Here is an 18,749-nt window from a genome sequence, read left to right as displayed (position 1 = left end):
AATCAGTTCGACTTCGGCGCGATCGTCACGAAGCCGGTGATCTGATAGCCCTTGAAGAGACCGCCGACAAGCTGCTGTTTCTGGAGGATCGCGCCGTAGACGCGGACCTTCGAGCGGCTGATGGCATCGGTGTAGGTGCCCGAGACGCTGCCCGTGCTACGGACCACGCGCAGCGCGACCTTCGGGCTGTTGCCGGACTTGATGGTATCGTCCTTGTTCCAGGTGAAGAACAACGACTGGGCGGGAACGCCTTCAGCGGCGGCACCGATCTTGAACTCGGCGTTGTCCGCGCCCGAGGCGAGGCCCGGCATGGCGGAGCTGCCCTTGGCCGGGGGCGTGTACTTCGCGCCGACACAGTTGCGCTCCACGGCGAAGCCGCCCGGGTAGTAGTCCTGGCTGTTGCTGGAGGCATACTTCTTCCAGAACACCTTGCCATCGAAGTCGCTGACACCCGGCACATCGCGGAAGACCATGCGGCCGGCGACGTAGCCCTTCTTCCAACCGCCATTGTAGATCGGGAACTGGTACTGCCAGACGTAGCGCGGGCTGATCTTGCTGGAACGGGTGGTGGTGGAACCATCCCCCATGATGTACTGGCAGCGCACGGAGCCATCGATGCGGACGGTGAGGAAGCCCACGCCATCGCCATGCGGCTCGGTCGGCGGGGCCGCGTCATTGCCCGGGATCACCATCGTGTAGGGACCGGTGAGCGAGGCCGGGAGAGCCACCGCGCCGGAGCGGATCACGTCGATGTGGAGCGTCTCGTTGTTGTGGACGAGCGTGCCGATGATGCGGTTCGAGCCGTCGCTGCCCTGGTAGAGGCGGAACTTCACCACGGCGGTGCTGCCGTCGGAGAGCTTCGTCGTTCCATCGTAGGAACCATCCGGGTTGAGCTTGCCCTTCAGGGTGATGTCGAGGCCGTCGACATTGCCCTTCGCGGTGAAGGTGCCATCGGAGTTCAGCTTGAAGCTGTCGAAGCCGCCGCGGATGGTGTCGCCCGGGTTGCCGTGGCCATCGTCCTCGATGATGGTGCCGGTGAAATCCCCCGCGATGGACGGATCCCACGGGCACTCGGTGATGACCGGGCCGATCGGGTCATCGATCGGCTGGCCGATGCGCGGGGCACCGCGGCCGGTGACGGTGAAGGTGTAGGGCGAGGACGGATCATCGCTCACCACCGTGATCACCGCGGTGCGGACACCGATGGCGGAGGGATTGAAACGCACGATCAGGTTCGTGGAGCTGCCGCCGTCGATGGCTCCCGGGTACGGGGCCACGATGCTGAAGTCGCCGGGGAGGCTGGAGGTGACGGACGAGATGGTGAGCGGGACGTTGCCGGTATTGCGCAGCGGCCAGGTGTGGTCGAGCTGGCTGCCATCCACGGCGATCGAGCCGTAGTCGGTGCCATCCAGGGCGGAGGGAGTGGCGTCGCCATTGGCCACCACATTGCCCGCCGCGCCGATGGCGAGGCTGCGCTGGAGGCCGGTGCCATTCACCGTGAAGGTGAAGGGCTCGTGGGCGGTGTCATTGGTGTGGACGGTGACCACGGCGGTGTGGAGGCCCATCGCCTGGGGCGAGAACACGATCGGCACCTGCAGCGTGCTGCCCGCCGGCACCGTCATCGGCACCGTGCCGGGGAAGGTGAAGTGGGTGTTCGGGCTGACATCGACGGAGGTGATGAGCAGGACGCCGGGGCCGGCGTTGGACACCACGAAGTTGTTCGTCTTCGAGGGGCCGCCGACGATGACATTGCCGAAGCCGGTCTTGTCCGAGGGGTCGGGAGTGTTGTCGCCGTTGGTGATGCCGCCGAAGTCCATCGAGGACCCGAGCGTGGTACCCTGCACGGTGAAGACGTAGTTGCCCTCGTCCAAGTCGTTGTTCTGGATCGTGACGGTGGAGGTGTGGGTGCCGGCCGACTTCGGAACGTAGCGGACGTTCAGCTCGGCGGTGCCGCCGGGTGCCACGATCGGGGCCGGGCTGCCGGTGAAATCGGCACTGAAGTTGGTGCTGTCCGAAAGGGTGATGCCTTTCAACAGCAGGTTGCCGTTGCCGGTGTTCCTCACGGTGAAGTGGGACACACCGCCGGGGAAGCCGTTGGAAATCGTGGAGAACAAGGTACCATCACCCGCGGACGGAGTGCTGTCACCGCTGGCGACCGAGAGGCTGTTGCCCTGGATGTCGATCTCCGGCTGGGTGGCGAGGCCTTTCACCTGGAAGGTGTAGTTCGCCACGTTGGGATCGTTCGTGGAAACGGTGACCGTGCCGGTGGTGGTGCCGGCGGCGAGCGGCGCGTACCGCACGCCGAAGCTCTGGGTGCCGCCGGGCTGGATCGCTCCCGCGAACCCGCCATCCAGCGAGAAACCGGTGCCGGTGACCTGGACGTTGCTGACGTTCAACGGAGCGTCGCCGTTGTTGTGGATCGAGAACGAGCGCGACATGTCGCTGCCCACCGTGAGCGAACCGAAGTCGGTGTTGTCATCGGTGGACGGGGTGGTGTCGTTGTTGGCGATGGTGATCCCCTTCCCCGCCACGCTGACCTGCGGCGCGAGGCCGAAGCCCTGGATCGAGAACGTGGTGGGGTTCTCGTCGGAGTCGTTGTTGCCGATGGTCACGGAGCCCGTCTGGAGCCCGGCCGCGGTGGGCTGGTAGCTGACCTCGAAGCTGGAGGCACCACCCGCAGGCACGGTGCTGGAGGACGAAATGGTGAGAGCGAAGGCCGCACCGGTGACCGTGAGCGAGGAGATGCTCAGCGGCTGGGTGCCTTCATTGTAGATGTAGAACACCCGCGTCTGGGCGGAACTGCCCAACGCCACCGAACCGAAATCGGTGCCATCCGTGGAAGACGGGGTGATGTCGTTGTTATTGATCGTCACCGAGCTGCCGGTGACCCGAATCTCCGGCCCGACGGCCGCGATCGCCGTCTGTGCGAAACCGACGGACAAGAGTCCCGCGGCCAGGGACAACAGGGTATTTCGTTTAGGGGATATCATCGTGAACGTTCCTTGCGGGGTAGGTGCGAGACAACGCCTGCGGCGGCTTCCATGGCGTTCCGGCCGATTCCTTGGGGGGAGAGCACGCGAACGCGGAAAACCGCGGCAAATCCATTGCTTCAGGGGGAGCGGCCGGAGGCGGAGCGAATCCGTTAGCCGCTGTTTATAATTAAGACCATTTAATAAACTCCCGCTATCTGTCAATAGCCGCGCGGTGAAATCTAACATACATCCGGCGTGCATATTGCATCCCCCGGTTTGTTAGAAACCGTTATCCATGAGTCTCTAACACGAAAAAGCCGCCGGACGGCCCGGCGGCTGGATCGAAAGAAGCAGTCAGGCGCGCGTCACTTCTGGAGCTTCCAGAGCGTGCGGTTCGGCTCCTCGCTGTCCGCGAACACCTGGTTCTGGAGCTTGCAGGTGATCTCCCGGCCATCCTCGGAGGCGGACACTCGCACCAGGTTCGGCGAGATCGGCGCATCGAGGTTGTCCGAGCGCTTCATCGCCTTTCGGATGAAAGCGGCATCGACCTTGGTGAGATCGGCCGGGCCGCCATTGAAGCGGAGGTTGGAGAACTTCACCTCGAGTGGCGGGAGGGTGGCGATGTCGGGCGGGCCGTGGAGTTTCTCGGTGGAGTAGAACTCCAGGAACGCGGCGCTCTTGCCATTGTGCACGAGCTTGTCGCCGGGGAACCGCAGCGCGTTGACGAAGATGTCCTTGCCGGTGGCGTGCTCGTGGACGAAGGCCCCGACCCAGGTGTAGGGCTTGCCATCGGTGACCTGGGTGTCCATGCGGCGCAGCGAGAACGTGTACTTGCCCGCGGTCCATGGATACGGGCGGCGGCCGGACACGAAGTTACCCTCGTAGCCCGCCGCCTCGACGAAGCCGCCGGGCGTGGCGCGCACGTCGGCAAGCGTGAGATCCGGTTTTTCACTCCAGCGCGAGAAGATGAAGCCGTGGCCGCCGTGGAGGCGCTTGTGGTTGTCGGGCTTCATCGCGTCCCAGCCGTTGCAGTTGGTCTGGATGCCGCCGTAGATCGAGGAGCCATTGATCGCGCCGAAGAAGGGCGAGATGTAGAGGTTGTATTTCTCCGCGGGAATGTCCGTGGAAATGTCGATGTCCACGGAGAACTCCGAGAAATCGGCGACCTCACCCTTGGTATTCCACCAGAGGTTCACCATGTGCCACGGCAGGCCCGGGAGCTTGGCGGCGGCAGGCGCGGGCGGGGAATCGGGGGCATCCGCCGCACGGGCGACGGGAGACAAGGCCGCCAGCGCGGCGAGCAGGTATGGACGGATCTTCATGAAAACAAACGGTTAACGGGGAAACCCTACGTCCCCGCTCCGCCAGTTCTAGCCCGCAGCGGATGAAGCCTGAATTTTTGACCGAACGCCGTGCCGCTACCGCGAAACGGGTCAACCCGCAGCAAGGAAACACGCCCTTCCCGTTTGCCATTGCCGCCAGCACGCCCTCCCGGCATCTTTCGATCGTGAACGTTCCTTGGCCCGAATGGTCCGCCTGCGTGGCTGCCGCGGTCTCCATTGCTCCGGGGTTGCGATACGCGCGCCTCCGGTCGTTCGCCGGAGCCTTGATCCTGCTGGCGGTGATGGTCACCGGCACGGCCACTTGGTTCCTGCTTCCCGCGCTGCTCGCCGTGGCGCTCACGCTACGATGGAAACGCCCACCCGCCGTGGCAGCGGCTATTTGCCTGATCGCCGGGAGCTCGGCCGCGTGCTGGTTGTTTCCGGAACCCGCGGCCCCTCCTTTGCCCGGCCCCCACGGAGTCGGAACACGGACACTCGAAATCCCCGGGGACAAGGATACTCCCGCCCTGATGCTGCAAGTGTGGTACCCATCGGACGACGGGGGCCCGCATCCCGCGTTCGCGCCCTGGCTCCCCGACCCGGCGCTGGCACCCGCGTTTCCCTTCCACCGGCTGGCTGGAGCGAAATCGCGCGCATGGAACGAGGCGGTCCTTTCCACCCGGCAGGCCCGCTATCCGGTGGTCTTCTACGAACACGCGTGGATGGGCCACCGCGCGGAAAACGTGGCCCAGGTGGAGGACCTGGCGAGCCGCGGTTTCGTGGTGATCGCGGTGGATCATCCGGGCCAAGCCTCCCGCGTCCGCCATCCTGATGGCACGATCACACCCGGCACCCTGCCCTCCATTCCGGATCTTTCCACGAACGAGGCGGCGGTGGATTTCGAAGCGAGGGCGGATGGTTATCTCGCCAGCCGGGAACGGGACCTCGCGCGGGTCAAACAACGGCTGATCGCGGACATCATTCCGGAATGGAAAGGCCACCTGACGCTCGATCGCGTGGGTGTGTTCGGCTTCTCCTTCGGCGGCACCACCGCGCTGCGCCTCTGCGCGCGCGATCCGTGGTTCCACGCGGGCGCGGACGAGGACGGCTTCTTCCTCGGCACGGAAGCGCCGCTCGGAGCCTTCCTGTTTCTCGATGACGAGATGCCCGCCTGGCTCCTCCACCCCCCGGGCCCGGATGAAACTCCGGAGCGACGGCTCATCCGGCGCTCCGACGCCTTGATCCGGGAATGCATGAAGGAAGCCGGCAGCCAGCGCCACATCCTCAATGGCACCCGCCACGAGTCCTTCAGCGACCGCATCTTCCTCTCACCCATCCCCCGCCTCGCCAAAGCAGGACGGCGACCGGCGGTGGAACTCCACCACACGATCGCCGTCGATCTCGCGGAACTCTTCGGCCGGGAACTCAAACCGGCCGGAGATTCCAACGAGTAACCGCGCTTCAGGAAACGGTTTGCAGGTCGCGGACCGGGCGGGACTCCTTGGAGGCCGGGCGGAAGGACCACTCCGGCAGGCGGATGAGCTCGCCGCCCTTGAGGGCGGACTCGTGCGCGAGGATGCCGGTGCAGGTGATGTTCGCGCTTTCGATGGCGTTCGGATAGGCATCCTTCGCGGTCTTCAGCATGTTCACGAACTGGTGGACGAGGTGCGGGTGGGAACCACCGTGGCCGGCGCCCTGGGTGAAGGAGAGGTGATCCTCGCCGGTGTCGCCACCGTAGACGCCGCCCTTCGTGAAGAGCTGGATTTCCTCCGGCAGGTAGTGGGCGAAGTCCGGGGTCTCGACGCGGGACGGGATCTCCGGCTCCGGCAGCTTGGCGGTGTGCATCACCAGCGGCTCGTGTTCGATGAGCGGCCATTCGACCGACTTCTTTGAGCCGTAGACCTCGATGGACTCGCGGTACTGGCGGGCGACGTCGAAGAGCGAGCGGTAGACCTGGGCGGAAAGATCGCTGTCCTTGAACTTGATGTGGCAGGTCTCCACGGCGAACGGCGAGCCGTAGCAGGAGTGCATCTCCTCACGGATGGTGCCGGAGCCGAAGCAGGAGACGTACTCCGCCTCACCGCGGGTCAGGCCGAGCACCGGGCCCACGCAGTGGGTGGCGTAGTGCATCGGCGGGAGACCCGGCCAGTAGCCCGGCCAGCCGTCCATGTCCTGCTGGTGGGAGGCCTTGATGAACTGGACCTTGCCCAGCTCGCCCTTGTCGTAGAGCTCCTTCATGAACAGGAACTCGCGGGCGTAGACCACGGTTTCCATCATCATGTACTTGAGGCCGGTTTCCTTCACCAGCTCGACGATGGTGCGGCAGTCCTCGACGCTGGTCGCCATCGGCACGGTGCACGCGACGTGCTTTCCGGCCTTCAGCGCCTTGATCGTCTGGGCGGCGTGGTCGGGGATCGGGGAATTGATGTGGACCGCGTGGACGTTCGGGTCCTCGAGCAGTTCTTCGTAGCTGGTGTAGCGGTGTTCGATGCCGAACTTGTCCCCCACCTCGTCCAGCTTGGACTGTGTCCGCTGACAGATGGCATACATGTTCGCGTCCTTGTGGCGCTGATAGATCGGGATGAACTCGGCGCCGAAGCCGAGGCCCACGATGGCAATGTTGATTCCGGACATGGAGGTGGTTTGGTTGTGGTTACGGATGAGCAAAGAGCGTTTGGAGGAAGGACAGGCCGCGGGACGCGAACTCGTTCTGGTCCGCGGTGAAGCGCTTCCAGATGCACACCGCGCCGGCGAGGTCGCGGTTGTCGGGGGTAAAGGATTCGATGACAACTGAACCAGTATAGCGGATTTCGCGCAAGGCGTCGCGGAACGATGTCCAGTGGGTGAGGCCGGTGCCGGTCACGCCGCGGTGGTTCTCGCTGACCTGGACGTGGATGAGATCCTCGCCCGCGAGGCGGATCGCGGCGCCGAGGTCGGCCTCCTCGATGGTCATGTGGAAGCTGTCGATCATCACCTTCGCGGCCGGATGGTTGATGTCACGCACCAGGCGGACGGCATCGGCGGTGTTGTTGACGAGGTCGGTTTCGAAGCGGTTGATCGGCTCGATCGCCAGGGCCAAGCCGCGATCGCCCGCTTCCTTCGCCACGATCAGGAGTTCGGAGGCGGCGAGGTCCCACTCGCGCTGGCGCTCCTCGACCGGGAGCTGGCGGGCCTTGCCGACGCGGGAATACATCGGCCCGGCCACGAATTCCGCGCCGAGGCCCTCGGCGATGTCCATGAGGGAGGAAAGGTAGCCGCGGGTCGACTTCCGCACCGCCGCGTCCGGATCGGTGAGGTCACGGCCGGGGCCGAAGGCACCGCAGACGTGGACCTTCAGGCCGGTGGCCTTGATCACCGGCGCAAGCGCCTTCGGATCGACGATTGAGGGATCTTCGATCGGTAGCTCCACCGCGCCGAAGCCAAGGGCCGCGATCGATTCGATGAGATCGGTTTGCTTGGAGTCGAAGGGCGAAGTCCAAAGCCAAGTGCTGGCGCCAAAAGTCGGTTGCATAGAAACTGACGTGAACTTGCCACAACTGGAAGCAAACCGCTTGTAGCGACTCGCCCAAATAGTGTATGTTTACGACACAGGCGTTTTTGATAAAAACTTTTCATGCCGGGCGCATTCGTGGGCTTTTTACGCCTTTGTTGTCTCGAAACACCCCGATTTCGTTAGGAAAGAGCCCAATCGGAGAACATCCCTAACTCTATTCGATTGCAAAGGAGGACCATTTTGCTGTATGATTACGCCGCATGGACGCAGACCACTCGCGCCAATCGTGGCTCCGGCAATTGCCCCCGGGCCAATTCCGGCTTCTGTTCGACCATCTTCCCGGCACCCTGTTCTTCGCGAAGGATCGGGACTGCCGTCTCATGGCCGGGAATCCGGCGTTCGTCAGCCGCTGCGGCTTCCACAGCGAGGAGGAAATCATCGGCATCACCGATGAACGCATTTTCCCGCCGCGCCTCGCCGCCAAGTACCACCGCGACGACGAGCGCGTGATGGAGAGCGGCAAGCCGATCCTCGGCATCATCGAGCTGTTCCCCAACTCCGACGGGAAGCCGGAGTGGTATGTGACGGACAAGCTCCCGCTCTACGACCTCAACGGCAAGGTGTGCGGGGTCTGCGGCACGGTGCGCAGCATCGAGGCCCAGCGCGCGGCGATCCAGCCCTACCTCGAACTCGCCACCGTGGCGGACCATTTGAAGGAGAACTTCCGCGACAAGCTCGACGTGCCGCGGCTCGCCTCGATGGCCGGTCTCTCGGTACGTCAATTCGAGCGCAAGTTCCGCTCCACCTTCCAGACCACCCCGCGCGAGTATCTGATCCGCATGCGGGTGATCGAGGCCTGCGAGCTGCTGGCCCGCACCAATCTCCCGATCACCGACATCGCGCTGGAGTCCGGCTTCTACGACCACAGCGACTTCGCCCGCCACTTCCTGCGCCACATGGGGCAATCGGCCTCGAAATACCGCGCCGAGCGGCGCCAGAACGCGGCGAACAACCGCGTGCCGGCCCCGGCACCCGCGCGCACGCTGGGGCAGTGAGTTCATTCCTCGATGGTGCAGCGGAAGAAACGCGCACCATCGGCAGCCGACACCTCGAACACCCTGGGTCCGGTGCCAGCCCTGGGGATGCCATCGTTGCCCGGAACGTCCCACGGCTCCCAGTGTTTCAGGTCGCTTGAGACCCACGCCCGGATCGACCGATCCGGCAGGTTCGGCCAACTGAGCCGCAGGCCCGCACCGTGCGCGGCAAGCGAAGCATTCCAACGCACGGCCGGGTTTCGTGGATCGCCGTGGGTGAGGAACGCGAACCGGTGCTCGTCGCTGCCGGACGAAACGGATCGGGTCACGAGCCCCTCCTCTTCGCCACCGCTCCACTCCGCGAACGACTGGCGCGTGGGCAGCTCCTGGAGGATCCAATCGCGGACCACATCCAGACCGGCCTGATCGACCACCGAGGTGGCGAGCGGCGGCATGCGGCCGTAGCCATTCGTCCCGCCCATCCGGGAAAGGATCACCGAATGCACGGGGTCGCCACGCACGATCAGGCGGTCCGCCGGATCGGAGGCCACGCCGCTCACGATGCCATCGAGGATGCCGGTCTGGAAAAGATCGGTGGCCGCCCTGAGATCGAACAAGCCCGCGCCGCTGCCGCCCGGCTGGTGGCAATAGGAGCAGTTCACCGCCAGCCACGAGCGGGCGCGGAGTTCCAGCGAGTAGGCCGATTCCGCTGGCGCATAGTGCCGGGGATAGGTGCCCGGCGATATCGGATCGATGAAGCCGCCGGCGTCCAGGAGGGTGAGGAAGTTCCCTTGGAGCCCCGCGATCTCGCCCGAGTGGTTGAGCTGACGGGTATTGAACGACAGCACGTTCCCGGCCACCGGGGAATGGCAGGTGACGCATTGGCCACGGCTGGGAATCGACCACGTCTGCGCGCGGATCACCCCGCCATCGTTGATCTGGAGCGGAATGGAAGCCCCGCCATCCGGCACGAGGAAAGCCTCCGTGCCGGCGTCATTCCATTGGTAGGAGACGCCGTAGGCCCCGGCCGCGGTCTTCACCAACACGCGGGTCTCCAAGCGCTTGGCGGTGGAGGGATCGCCGCGGACGAGGTCCATGTCGAAGTGCTTCACCCACACGGCTCCGGTCGGGAACGTCCATGGCCCCTCGGCCTGGAAACCCGCGGATGTGACGCCATCCGGCAGCGAGAACCAGCGGCGCTTCCGCGCGTGGTCTGACCAGAACGTGAGGTTCACCTCATACGGCAGGATGCCGGGATTGGGCGAAAGCCCGGTGAGCTCGGCGAAGAGGCCGGTCTTGCTCAGGCGGTCGGGAAACGTGGTGGCGTCCGGCGTCTGCTTCAGGCGGTGGATCTGCCCGTCGTCGAAACTCAGCATCAGCACGTCGCCGTTCGAGGGATCCGCCTCGAAGCACGCGAGCCCGCTCTTGCCCGCGATGCGCTCGACGGTGGGCGCGGCCCCGGCGTTCTGTTTCAGGGTCCAGATGTGGCCGGACACGTAGTCCGCGAAGATGTAGCGGCCCTCGAGCTGCGGGTAGCGGCCGCCATGGAGGAAGTAGCCGCCGGTGATCGAGTTCCCCTGGAAGGTGCCGCTACCATGGTAATAGTAGTAAACGGGAGGGATCCCACCGCCCCCCGCAGGCGCGGTCTTCGGCCCATCGAGCAGGCCTTCCTTGAAACCCCACTGGTAGTTGCCGCCCTTCACGATCCGATTCACCTCCTCAATGGTGTCTTGGCCGACATCCCCCATCCACAGCTCGCCGGTGACACTGTCGAAGCTCATCCGCCAGGGATTGCGAAACCCCAGGGCGTAGAACTCGGTGCGGACCGAAGCCGGGTTGACCGCCTTGCCATTGAACGAGGTGGCGCCGATGAAGGGATTGTCCGGGGGAATGGCGTAGCGCGCCTTGCCGGTGGCGGGATCGATGGCGACGGAGGGATGCGCGTTCGGCTCGACCGAGCCGGGTTTCCGGTCCACGTCGAAGCGGAAAATGCCGGACCAGAGATTCTTGTCGATGAGCTGGCTGTTGTTGCTGCCGTCATACTGCGGTCCCTGGTCGCCGCAGGAAAGATACAGGTAGCCGTCCGGACCGAAGGCGAGGCAGTCGATGTTGTGGTCGTTGTGGCCGTCGTTGTTCTGGGTCAGGAAAACCTTTTCCGAAGCCGGATCGCCGGCCCACAGGTTGCCCGCGGTGGATTGGAACGACGACATCCGCACCTGTTTCACTCCGCCGACCAGCGGGCAGTAGGTGACGAAAATCCGGCCGTTTCGAAGGAAGTCCGGATGAAGGGCGATGCTCTTCACCCCGGTTTCGAGGATGCCTTCGTCGAACTGCTCGTTCGCGCGACCGTTCAGCGCCGCGGCCACGTCGAGATAGAGCTGGCGCGCGGGAGAAGTGGCGGTCACGTCCGGGATCAGCCAGATGCGGCCGCCCCGCTCCGCCACGAACAACCGTCGGGCATCCCCCGGCACGCGCATGAGCGACACCGGATGGTAAAACGACACCCCCGTGAAGGCAGGCACCACCGCGTAGGCGGCGCTTGGCGGCTCCGTGGGAATGGTGATCGTGGGGCTGGCCACCCGCAGGGTCTCGGTGATGTCCAGCGTGACCTGCGCGTCCGAAAACACACCCGGCACCAGCGATGGCGCGCGGTAGGTGAAGGCATCTGGACCCGCCGGTCCGCCATTGTGGACGTAGAGCACCGTACCATCCTCCTGCACCGTGGCGGCCCCGGCGGAGGGTCGAGAAAGGATCGTCACGCCCTGGGCATTGAAAGCCCCGAGGTCGTTCGCCAGCACATCGAGCTTCACCTTCTGGCCGCGGTGCATCGCGAGAAGGTCGCCGCGGGCCTCGGGCTCGCCGTCCGAAAGCGCGTTCCACACCGTGGTGACCCGCAGGTTGTCCCAAGTCGCCTGGCCGCCGGAGCCGATCTTCAGGGAGGTGATGGAAAGGGACGCCCCGATGGTGCGGACGACCACGGGGATGTTCGCCTGCTCCGGCTGGGAGAAGTCGGGGTCCAGCCACAACGTCGCCAGCCTACTGGAAGCATCGTATTTTCCCACCAGATCGTGGTCGGTTGCGTCCGGAACGGTCACGATGCCGGTGCTGCTGCCCGCCCCGGTTTCCTCGATGCCGAGGGTGTTGGTGGCCTGCATCGACTTCGGCACGCCGAAGAGGATCTTCTCCGTGCCCAGCGCGCAGGCGCTGACGCCGCTCCACGTCGCTTTCGTGGACCGGTTCATCCGCACGCGGAAATAGAAGACATTCGCCGCGCTTCCGGACGCGATGGTCCCGGCCTCCTCCTCGCTGCCCTTGCCGGTGGACGGGCCGTTGAACGGCCGCCGGATGCTGCCGTTGTTCGTCACCAGCCGCCCCGCCTGGATGGCCGGCGCACCGGTGGCCTTGAGCCAGGCGGACCGCGTGCCATCGTGGCCGATGAAGGGTTCATTGGCCGCGGAGACGTCGACATCGAAGAACTGGCCGCCGTTCTTCCCGGCGAGCGCGCCGTCCGGATAACTGAAATCCTCCAGCCCGATGACCGCGAGGTTTCCCGCCAGCCCGTTGCCGCCAGGCGGCGGCAGCACCGCGAGCTGGAGCCGCCATTCATCCAGCGCCACGCCGTCCTCCCGGCACACCACCCGCAAGGTGATGTCCCCTGCCCCGAGCGTGAAGAGCATCGGGTTCTGCGCCGCGTTCGTCACCGCCGCCTCCGCCTGGCCGTGGCCATCCCAGCCGGGATTGGCGAAGCTGGAGGCCGTGTGGCCACTATCTTCATAGTAGTCCGGCCTGCCGCCGCTGCCGTCCGCCAGCTCCACGATGCCGGCGTAGAGCGCGTCCGAGCTGGTGTTCGTGCCGGACCACCGCAGCCACAGCCGGTAGACGCCGGGCGTGGCGATGCGGATCTTGTAATCCACCGCCGCGCCCGCCTGCCAGGTGGCCGCGGCCTTCCGCGCCTCGGCGACGCGCAGGAACGCGCCTCCCGCCGGGGAGGCCAGGCCACTGTTCGCTTCCGCCCAGGTTCCTCCGCTGATGGAGGGACGCAAGGCGTGGTAGTCCTCCGCCTGCCCTTGGGCGATGCCGGAGGATTCAATGTAAGGAGAACCGGACGGGAGCTGGCCGCCCATGACATGGGCGGTCACCCCCGCCACGAGGGCGAGGATGCGGGGCGAAAGCATGAGGGGGGCATGCCGTTGGGGGTGAGACCTGCCTCCAAAGCCACGGCGATGGACCGTGAAACGATGAAGCCAAGCGTGCCATTCACATCACAAACCCTGCTGGTTTTCAAGACATTCCGGATTTTCCGTCCGAACCTCCCCTTTTGTCGGCAAGCGGGTGATCCACCCTTGCCGGGACAAAGCCCCCGGAATGGCCGTGTTGGCACTCCATGCCCACGGCCACGAAAAGACATGGGGCATCGCTGTGCCCCTGCCCGATATGACACCCGCCCGGCGCTCCCGCCCAGCAATCTCCGCCATCGGTGCCGCCGCCCACGCGAGCTGGCGGCCTCATCCAAAGGCCGGGCTTTTACGCGTCCCGGCCTTTCCGGGACACGGCGGTGGTTCAGGATTCCTTGTCGGAACCAGCCTTGGACACTTCGGCCTCCCCTTCTTCCTTGCCTTTGTGAAACTCCGTGAGGCTGCGGCCCATGCCACGGGCCAGGTCCGGGAGCTTCTTGGCTCCGAAGAGCAGCAGCAGGACGACCAGGATAAGACCGATTTCAACAGGGCTGAGGATCGCGAGTGGTAGATTCATAAGGGCGATGGGGTATGGAATGATGGTGTGTGGAAAGTGGCGTCAGGGCCGGGGATTCAGGCTCTCATCGTGGGACGCGGCGAAGCCCGGGTCCACCCAGGCATCGGGGCGGGCTCCCGCGGACTCCCAATAGGAACGCGTCCAGACATCGGTTTCAGAAAGCACGTCCAGCCCGTGGTCCATTCCGCCGAGGATCGAGGTCCAGCGCATCGGCCCGGTGGCTCCCGGGACGTAGGGCTCCGTGAAACGCTCCGGAGCCATCAGAATCTGCTGGAGGATTTCGGCGAATGGCGGCTCCCACGGCCGCGGCGCGTAGGACATGCCGTTGTAGAAATGCCCGCGGCGATCCTTCACCAGGAAACCACTCCCGCGGCGCATGCGCTCGAACAAGGGTGCCCCGCGGTTCGGCCGCATGTCGGTGCCGATCACCAGCCCGCCGAGGTGGACCTGGGCATGCAGCAGGATCAGATCCGCCCGCATCGCAGGGTGGCTCATCCGGTCCGCGTGCTCCGCGTAAAAGGGAAACGCCGCCGAGCCGCTCCGGTGATCCCAGCCCACGAGGACGAAATCCTCAGGCAGGATCGCGCGCCAGGCAGCCAGGTTCTTCCGGAAGGTTTCTGGAAGAACCTCCGCGCCCTGGACCCAGCACCAGTGGATCGGGATGCGGCCGTCGATCATGGCACGACCTCCAGCTCCGCGTTCGTCACGCACGGGACGTGCCCGTCATCCTGAAAGAACAAGGGAGGATTCACTCCGTGAACGTTCCACCGTTCCTGCATGGCCGCCGTGATCCGGTCGTGGGGAGTCTGCGGCGAGGTGCGGAGCGTTTGCAGCAACTCGTCCCGGACGGCTTCGGTGAAGTCCGTGTCGAGGAAAAGAATCGCGTGGGTGCCCAGCATGTTCTCGACACGGGGACAGCGTGGATGCCCCGTCAATCTCGCGGCCCCCGCCTTCGGCACCGTGCCGTCCATGCCATATTCCGTGACACCGAGCCACACGGCGCTGGCGTCCTCCGGCACCTCGATGACGCTGCCAAACCATCGGGTCGGACGGGCATCGTCCTCCAGGAGGATGAACGGCGGCGGCTGGCTGCTGACCGCGGCGAGGTGGTTGAAGGTGATCGAGGACCAGTTCCGACCCGCGCCGGCGCGCAGTTCGGAGGTGAAGAAACGCGGCGGCTGAAAACCGTGATCCGCCAGCATCGAGGCGATCTCCTCACGACGCTGCTCGAACCGCCATCCGGAGGTCACGACCACCGGCAGGCTCCGCAGGTCGATTTTTCGCACCCCGGTGCCGGATGCGTCCCGATTCGTCCGCTGCCCACGCATCGGATGGAGATACATCGCCTCATTGCGGTAGCCCTGGCCCGACCTGGTCACGCGTTCCGCGGGCCACTGGAACCATTCGAGCACAAGGTGACCGGGCTCGTCTTCCCGCCAGCGTCCGCCGCAGCCGCTGCGCAGGCGGTTGAAGAATCCGTTTTCGTACAGCGCGAGGTGGTCGTTCCAATGGCGGTGGAAAACCTGGAACTCCCGCTCCGGCGAGCCGTGCAGGAACTGGTGGATGGCGTCGAGCCGCTCCGGCGAGCACCAGTGTGAGGTGATGACGTCGTTCTTCGGCTGCGGATAGCGCTCCCGGTTCCAGCACAGCCGGGTCGTGGCCCGCGCCTTGGCGCCATAGCCCATCGCGGCCTCGCCGATGATCACATCCTCGGGACCGGAGAGCGCGAGACCCGTGTCGTCCGACAGCTTCTGGACAAGTTCGCGCGACAGCAGGTAGCCGGCCCCGCCGCTTGGCGAACCACGGCGTTCGAGGAACTCATTGCCGACGAAGTCGTGTTCGCCATCGACCAGCTCGCCGAGGCGATCGAGGGCCAGGTAGGTGTCATCATCGCACTTGAAGAGCCAATCGAACTCGCGGTGCTTCAGCGCCTCGTCGAAGAAACCGAGCACCTTTTCCGGCAAGGCCTCATAGCCATCGTCCGCATCCACGACCACCAGGTCCGGCCCGCTTTCGACCGGCTCCTCACCTCGACCGACGAAGAAGAGACATTCAATGCCGGGCATGGGGCGGGACATCCAGGTGTCCCGCACCGCCTGCCGCTTGTCGCCATACTTCCGGGCGCTGCAGATGCCCACCAGAATCCGTGGCGGCGGTGGCGCTTCGAAGCCGGGGCAGCGGTGGCGCTTCAGAAGCGTGGCCACCAGGCTGCGGGAATCCATGTTCTCGAAGGCATCCGGATCGCGGCGCAGCATTTCTCCCCACAGGTGGACCCCGTAGGCCCCGGCGAGCACCGGATCATCCGTGCCGATCCGTCCATTGAACGCATGCCGCCAGATGGTGTAGTGGACCGGGTAGATCCATTTCGCGTCCGCCCCGGTGTCCCAGAGGCCGAAGTGGCCGACGGCACGGGTGAAGGCACTTGGCCCGGCGATGCCCCATTTCACCTCGATCCGCCTGCGGACCACGTCCGGAGTGGAGGCCAGCAGCGCCTGTTTCGCGGCGGTCTCCGCCGGGGAGTCCCAGGGCATCGCCGCCGCCGGATCTTCCGCCAGTTTCTCCAGCCACACCGGCACCTTGTGACCGGCGGGGAATTTCACCAGACCCACGGCGGCGACATCGCTGCTTTGGAACGCGAACCAGACATCGGGCAACTCGAACGGGCGCAGGCAGGCCACGTCCATGTCCGTCCAGATGCCCCCTTCCCTCGCCAGCAGCCGGTAGCGGAACCAATCCGCCGCCGGGGACAGGCTGCCATTCGCATGCGTGTAGAGGTCTTCCTCCGCGAGGATGGTGGACGCGTCCCCCACGATCGTGCCCTCTGGCACGTTCGTGACCGCACCATAGGTGAACAACCGGAAGGTGAATCCGTGGTCCTGGTAGGAGCGGATCGTCAGGACCGCCAGCGGCGGCAGGTCCCCGCCGATCCACAGGCCGTTGACAAGCTCCGCGGCATCCGGCCGGGGCGCGGACATGGATTCGGAGGGAGACGACATTTCAATCATGGCGGATGGGCCGGAAGCGGCGGGAAAGTCCGTTCAGCAATAGGTGATCTCGCTGCCGGAGTGGGCCCACATCGCGTACTCGATGTCCACCGGCAGCAGGAGCGAGCGGCAGTCCGCGGGAATGAACGTCCACGTTCCGGAGAACACCAGGCGCGGATAGAGCGCGGCGAGCTGGAACCACTCGTCGAAACCGTAGGACGGCCACTGCGCGAACTGGATCGGGCGCTCGCCCAGCCCCGGGATGAACGCGGTCTTCCGCAGGGTTTCACGGCGCGAGTGCCAGATGAAGGCCTCGATCATCGCCTTCACCGGATAGCCGCCGCGGGCGCCGAAGTGGCCGCCCAGGATCGGGCGGTAGCGCACCTGCTTCTGCAAACTGGAATTGTAGTAGCCGGGCACGCGCCAGAGGCCCAGGCCCATGTCCGCCATCGCCCGCGTGCGGCCGATCTCGTTGGACACCTCGTTCATCCGGTCCGTGTCGATCACGGTCACCAGCGTGCCCTCGTCCTCCAGCGCCAGGAAACGCCAGAACCCGCCTGGGCTGTAGCGCAGCGAGGGGCTCTCCATGAGATACACGTCCCAGCCCAGCCCGTTCAGGTCCGGGATCAGGAAATCCAGGTCCGCAGCCAGATAGAGCCGGAAGCGCACGTCCGGGTGAAGTTCCATCGCCGCGGGGCTGTGGACCTGCAGCGGCTCGATGTAGCTTTCCCACGGCGAGAAGCGCTTCACCAGGCCCAGCCGTTTCGCGTCCACCACCAGCTCGCGGGTGGGAGTCGGGAGATCCGGATCGGCGGCATTCACGTGCTTCCAGAACAGCGTGGCACTGACCACGTGCGGGAGGCCGCCCTCCGGCACCGTGGTCTCACGGGGCGCGCGGTAAATCTCCTTCACGCCGAACCACGTGTCGAACTCGCGGCGTTCCTCGGCGGTCATGCCCTCCTGGCACTCCGCCACCATGTCGTCATCCAGGACGGGGAAAATATCGGTCCAGCTCATCGGGCGAAATCTATTTTGCGGGGACGGCCGGAGCGGCGGGCGCTGCCGGAGGCACTTGGGCGGCTTGGAGTTGTTTCTGCGCGGCCTGTGCGGCGGCAGGATCGGACTTCTTCCACTTTTCGAGGACGGCCTTCTGCGCCTCGGCACGAATGGCGGCGTCCTCCACGTTCCCGCAGCCGGACCAGGCGGTCTTCGGATCGGTCTTCGCGGTGTAGAGGATGAAGGCCTTCGTCGCATAGTCCCGCGCCGGGGAAGGCTCCGCGGCGTCCACCCAGGCGTAGGCCTTCTCCTTGGACTTCTCGATCCACTTCGCCACCACGACCTCCATCTGGGAGGGCGAGATCTCCTTCGTCGCGAGGATGAAGGCGGCGGCGCTCTCCGGGGCATGGCCCGCCCACTTCTCGAACATCACCATGCGGATGCCCTTCGCGATCGACTTGTTGTCCCCTGGCAGCAGTGCGGAGACTTTCTCGAATGGAGCGTCATCCGGCATCCGGCGCACGATGTTGGACAGCTCGCTGAAATCGGCGGCCTTCCGTTGCAGCGCGATGAAGTCCTTCACCGCGGCTTCGGGATCCTTCTCGGCCAGTTTCAGGCAGTAGCCGGAGAGCAGGTTGTCCTTGCCGCTGTTCGTGGAAATCCCGCCGAGCAACTCCCTGAATCCACCGTTCCCGCTTTCCGCGAACCAACTGCCGAGATTCTTCAGCAGCGCGTCCTGGAGCACCGGATTGCCGGTGGAGAGGATCCAGCCCTCCACGCTGGAGAGGCGCGCCGGGTCCGCGAGCAGCTTCGGCACCGCCGCATAAGCTGCCGCCTGCACCACCCCGGGATCGGCGGTCGGCAGCACCGTGTCGAAAAGCTGCTGGGTCTGGCGCTCGTCCAGCCCCTGGACCGACTCACGGAGAGAGACGATCCGGCGGTTGTTGAGATCCTCTCCTTTGAATTGCTTCGCCAGATCCTGATACGCCACCCGGGCTTTCTCGACCGCCGGGTCTCGAGGCGGCTCGGGTTTCTTCGCGCCATCCTTGACGGCACCCTCCGAGGACAAGGATGTCACATCCTTCTTCTCCGACTTGCAGGAGGACAGCGCTCCCGCCAAGGCGACCGCGCAAACTCCGGACAATAAAAACGGACGATGGAATTGCATACCCAGATTCAACTTAAACAACGGCACA

At 65.3% G+C, this 18,749-nt stretch carries 12 protein-coding genes; 2 read left to right on the top strand and 10 right to left on the bottom strand.

Going from position 1 to position 18,749, the window contains the following annotated elements:
- Nucleotides 1–2: 2 nt before the first annotated feature.
- Nucleotides 3–2,963, bottom strand: a complete 2,961-nt coding sequence (locus llg_RS11915; protein ID WP_338290174.1) for a choice-of-anchor D domain-containing protein — start codon at nt 2,961–2,963, stop codon at nt 3–5.
- A gap of 374 nt (nt 2,964–3,337) precedes the next feature.
- Nucleotides 3,338–4,294, bottom strand: coding sequence for a hypothetical protein (locus llg_RS11910; RefSeq protein WP_338290173.1), 957 nt, complete (start codon nt 4,292–4,294; stop codon nt 3,338–3,340).
- A gap of 62 nt (nt 4,295–4,356) precedes the next feature.
- On the opposite strand from llg_RS11910, the gene llg_RS11905 reads away from it, so the two are divergent.
- Nucleotides 4,357–5,748, top strand: coding sequence for a dienelactone hydrolase family protein (locus llg_RS11905; protein ID WP_338290172.1), 1,392 nt, complete (start codon nt 4,357–4,359; stop codon nt 5,746–5,748).
- Nucleotides 5,749–5,755: 7 nt separating this feature from the next.
- On the opposite strand, the gene llg_RS11900 is transcribed toward llg_RS11905, so the two are convergent.
- Both llg_RS11900 and llg_RS11895 read right to left on the bottom strand, forming a co-directional pair.
- Nucleotides 5,756–6,928, bottom strand: a complete 1,173-nt coding sequence (locus tag llg_RS11900) for a Gfo/Idh/MocA family oxidoreductase (protein WP_338290171.1) — start codon at nt 6,926–6,928, stop codon at nt 5,756–5,758.
- Nucleotides 6,929–6,947: 19 nt separating this feature from the next.
- A complete protein-coding gene (locus llg_RS11895; RefSeq protein ID WP_338290170.1) occupies nt 6,948–7,805 on the bottom strand; it encodes a sugar phosphate isomerase/epimerase in 858 nt (285 codons plus the stop codon).
- A 242-nt stretch (nt 7,806–8,047) separates the two neighbouring features.
- Here llg_RS11895 and llg_RS11890 point away from each other — a divergent pair, with 242 nt between their 5' ends.
- Entirely contained in the window at nt 8,048–8,842 is a 795-nt protein-coding gene (locus llg_RS11890) for an AraC family transcriptional regulator (RefSeq protein WP_338290169.1), read from the top strand.
- 2 nt (nt 8,843–8,844) lie between these two features.
- On the opposite strand, the gene llg_RS11885 is transcribed toward llg_RS11890, so the two are convergent.
- The 6 genes from llg_RS11885 to llg_RS11860 form a co-directional block, all read right to left on the bottom strand.
- Nucleotides 8,845–12,996: a PQQ-dependent sugar dehydrogenase gene (locus llg_RS11885; RefSeq protein WP_338290168.1), complete on the bottom strand. Its 4,152-nt coding sequence runs from the start codon at nt 12,994–12,996 to the stop codon at nt 8,845–8,847.
- 385 nt (nt 12,997–13,381) lie between these two features.
- Complete coding sequence (gene tatA, locus llg_RS11880) at nt 13,382–13,573, bottom strand: twin-arginine translocase TatA/TatE family subunit (RefSeq protein WP_338290166.1); 192 nt, start codon at nt 13,571–13,573, stop codon at nt 13,382–13,384.
- Between the two features lie 42 nt (nt 13,574–13,615).
- Complete coding sequence (locus tag llg_RS11875) at nt 13,616–14,251, bottom strand: hypothetical protein (RefSeq protein ID WP_338290165.1); 636 nt, start codon at nt 14,249–14,251, stop codon at nt 13,616–13,618.
- Entirely contained in the window at nt 14,248–16,548 is a 2,301-nt protein-coding gene (locus llg_RS11870) for a glycosyltransferase (protein ID WP_338290164.1), read from the bottom strand. The genes llg_RS11875 and llg_RS11870 overlap by 4 nt, the downstream gene beginning before the upstream one ends.
- Nucleotides 16,549–16,611: 63 nt before the next feature.
- Entirely contained in the window at nt 16,612–17,574 is a 963-nt protein-coding gene (locus tag llg_RS11865; RefSeq protein ID WP_338290163.1) for a hypothetical protein, read from the bottom strand.
- A 10-nt stretch (nt 17,575–17,584) separates the two neighbouring features.
- Complete coding sequence (locus tag llg_RS11860) at nt 17,585–18,721, bottom strand: hypothetical protein (RefSeq protein ID WP_338290162.1); 1,137 nt, start codon at nt 18,719–18,721, stop codon at nt 17,585–17,587.
- Between the last annotated feature and the right edge of the window lie 28 nt (nt 18,722–18,749).

Origin of the sequence: Luteolibacter sp. LG18 (assembly GCF_036322585.1) — a bacterium.
In the GTDB taxonomy this organism is placed as follows: Bacteria; Verrucomicrobiota; Verrucomicrobiia; order Verrucomicrobiales; family Akkermansiaceae; genus Luteolibacter.
This window is presented reverse-complemented; position numbering and strand designations above follow the sequence as displayed.

What these genes read in the sequence shown, in the direction of transcription:
- llg_RS11910 (WP_338290173.1), bottom strand. Translation starts at nt 4,294, where the DNA reads ATGAAGATCCGTCCATACCTGCTCGCCGCGCTGGCGGCCTTGTCTCCC.
- llg_RS11905 (WP_338290172.1), top strand. Translation starts at nt 4,357, where the DNA reads ATGAAGCCTGAATTTTTGACCGAACGCCGTGCCGCTACCGCGAAACGG.
- llg_RS11900 (WP_338290171.1), bottom strand. Translation starts at nt 6,928, where the DNA reads ATGTCCGGAATCAACATTGCCATCGTGGGCCTCGGCTTCGGCGCCGAG.
- llg_RS11895 (WP_338290170.1), bottom strand. Translation starts at nt 7,805, where the DNA reads ATGCAACCGACTTTTGGCGCCAGCACTTGGCTTTGGACTTCGCCCTTC.
- llg_RS11890 (WP_338290169.1), top strand. Translation starts at nt 8,048, where the DNA reads ATGGACGCAGACCACTCGCGCCAATCGTGGCTCCGGCAATTGCCCCCG.
- llg_RS11885 (WP_338290168.1), bottom strand. Translation starts at nt 12,996, where the DNA reads ATGCTTTCGCCCCGCATCCTCGCCCTCGTGGCGGGGGTGACCGCCCAT.
- tatA (WP_338290166.1), bottom strand. Translation starts at nt 13,573, where the DNA reads ATGAATCTACCACTCGCGATCCTCAGCCCTGTTGAAATCGGTCTTATC.
- llg_RS11875 (WP_338290165.1), bottom strand. Translation starts at nt 14,251, where the DNA reads ATGATCGACGGCCGCATCCCGATCCACTGGTGCTGGGTCCAGGGCGCG.
- llg_RS11870 (WP_338290164.1), bottom strand. Translation starts at nt 16,548, where the DNA reads ATGTCCGCGCCCCGGCCGGATGCCGCGGAGCTTGTCAACGGCCTGTGG.
- llg_RS11865 (WP_338290163.1), bottom strand. Translation starts at nt 17,574, where the DNA reads ATGAGCTGGACCGATATTTTCCCCGTCCTGGATGACGACATGGTGGCG.
- llg_RS11860 (WP_338290162.1), bottom strand. Translation starts at nt 18,721, where the DNA reads ATGCAATTCCATCGTCCGTTTTTATTGTCCGGAGTTTGCGCGGTCGCC.